The sequence below is a fragment of the Ruminococcus sp. Marseille-P328 genome (assembly GCF_964249465.1).
Taxonomy (GTDB): Bacteria; Bacillota; Clostridia; order Lachnospirales; family Lachnospiraceae; genus Blautia_A; species Blautia_A faecis.
On the sequence record NZ_CAXUBQ010000076.1, the window covers coordinates 1 to 717 of the forward strand.

Annotated in this window: 1 protein-coding gene and 1 pseudogene; both read left to right on the plus strand. The window is 38.6% G+C overall.

What is annotated here, in order from left to right; genetic code table 11:
- Window positions 1–186, plus strand: a 186-nt coding sequence (locus tag ACESTK_RS20505; RefSeq protein WP_373120636.1) for a helix-turn-helix domain-containing protein, incomplete at its 5' end; no start/stop codon positions are given.
- A 67-nt stretch (window positions 187–253) separates the two neighbouring features.
- Window positions 254–717: pseudogene (locus tag ACESTK_RS20510) on the plus strand (hypothetical protein); the annotation flags it as partial.

Here is a 717-nt window from a genome sequence, read left to right on the forward strand (position 1 = left end):
GGAAATAAACAGGAAGAACCAGAGAAACTTCTTCTTTCAGTAAAGGAAACATGCGAATTAACTGGTTTATCAGAAAGAACTGTGCGAACTATAATGGCGGAAAATGAGTTTACGGTCCGGATCGGGAGAAGAACGCTTGTTCATAAGAAAAAATTTGAAAAATGGCTGGACAAACAGTACTCTTGAATATTTTGTGAGAACGTGATAATATTCTGATGTACTTGAGATCTGGTCTGGAAAGGATGAATGCCATATGGGTAAATCTTTAAAAGGTAAAGAACTTGGACGTGGGCTTTACCAAAGATCAGATGGGCTATATGTGGCCAGAATATATACGAAAGGTTCCCCGAAACCAATCTACTTATATGACAGCAATTTAGCCAAACTCAAAAAGAAGCGTGATCATGAAAAAGCAAGATATATTATGGGGCTTAATGCAGGAGCACGAAAGTATACTACTGCTGAGTGGTTTGATGAGTGGATGAAGCTATATAATATAGGACGCCTAAAAAACACGACTATTAATGGTTATGTTGATGGATTTGAACGAATTACAGATTATATTGGCTCGGTGAGACTGGAAAGTCTCACCCCTGCCCATATTCGTAATATGGTGGAAAGATTACAGGCAGATGGCTATGCAGAAACGTCAGTGGAGCATTCGCTGACGATTGTAAATCTATTATTAAACAGTGCAGTAGATAGCAGAATGATTCC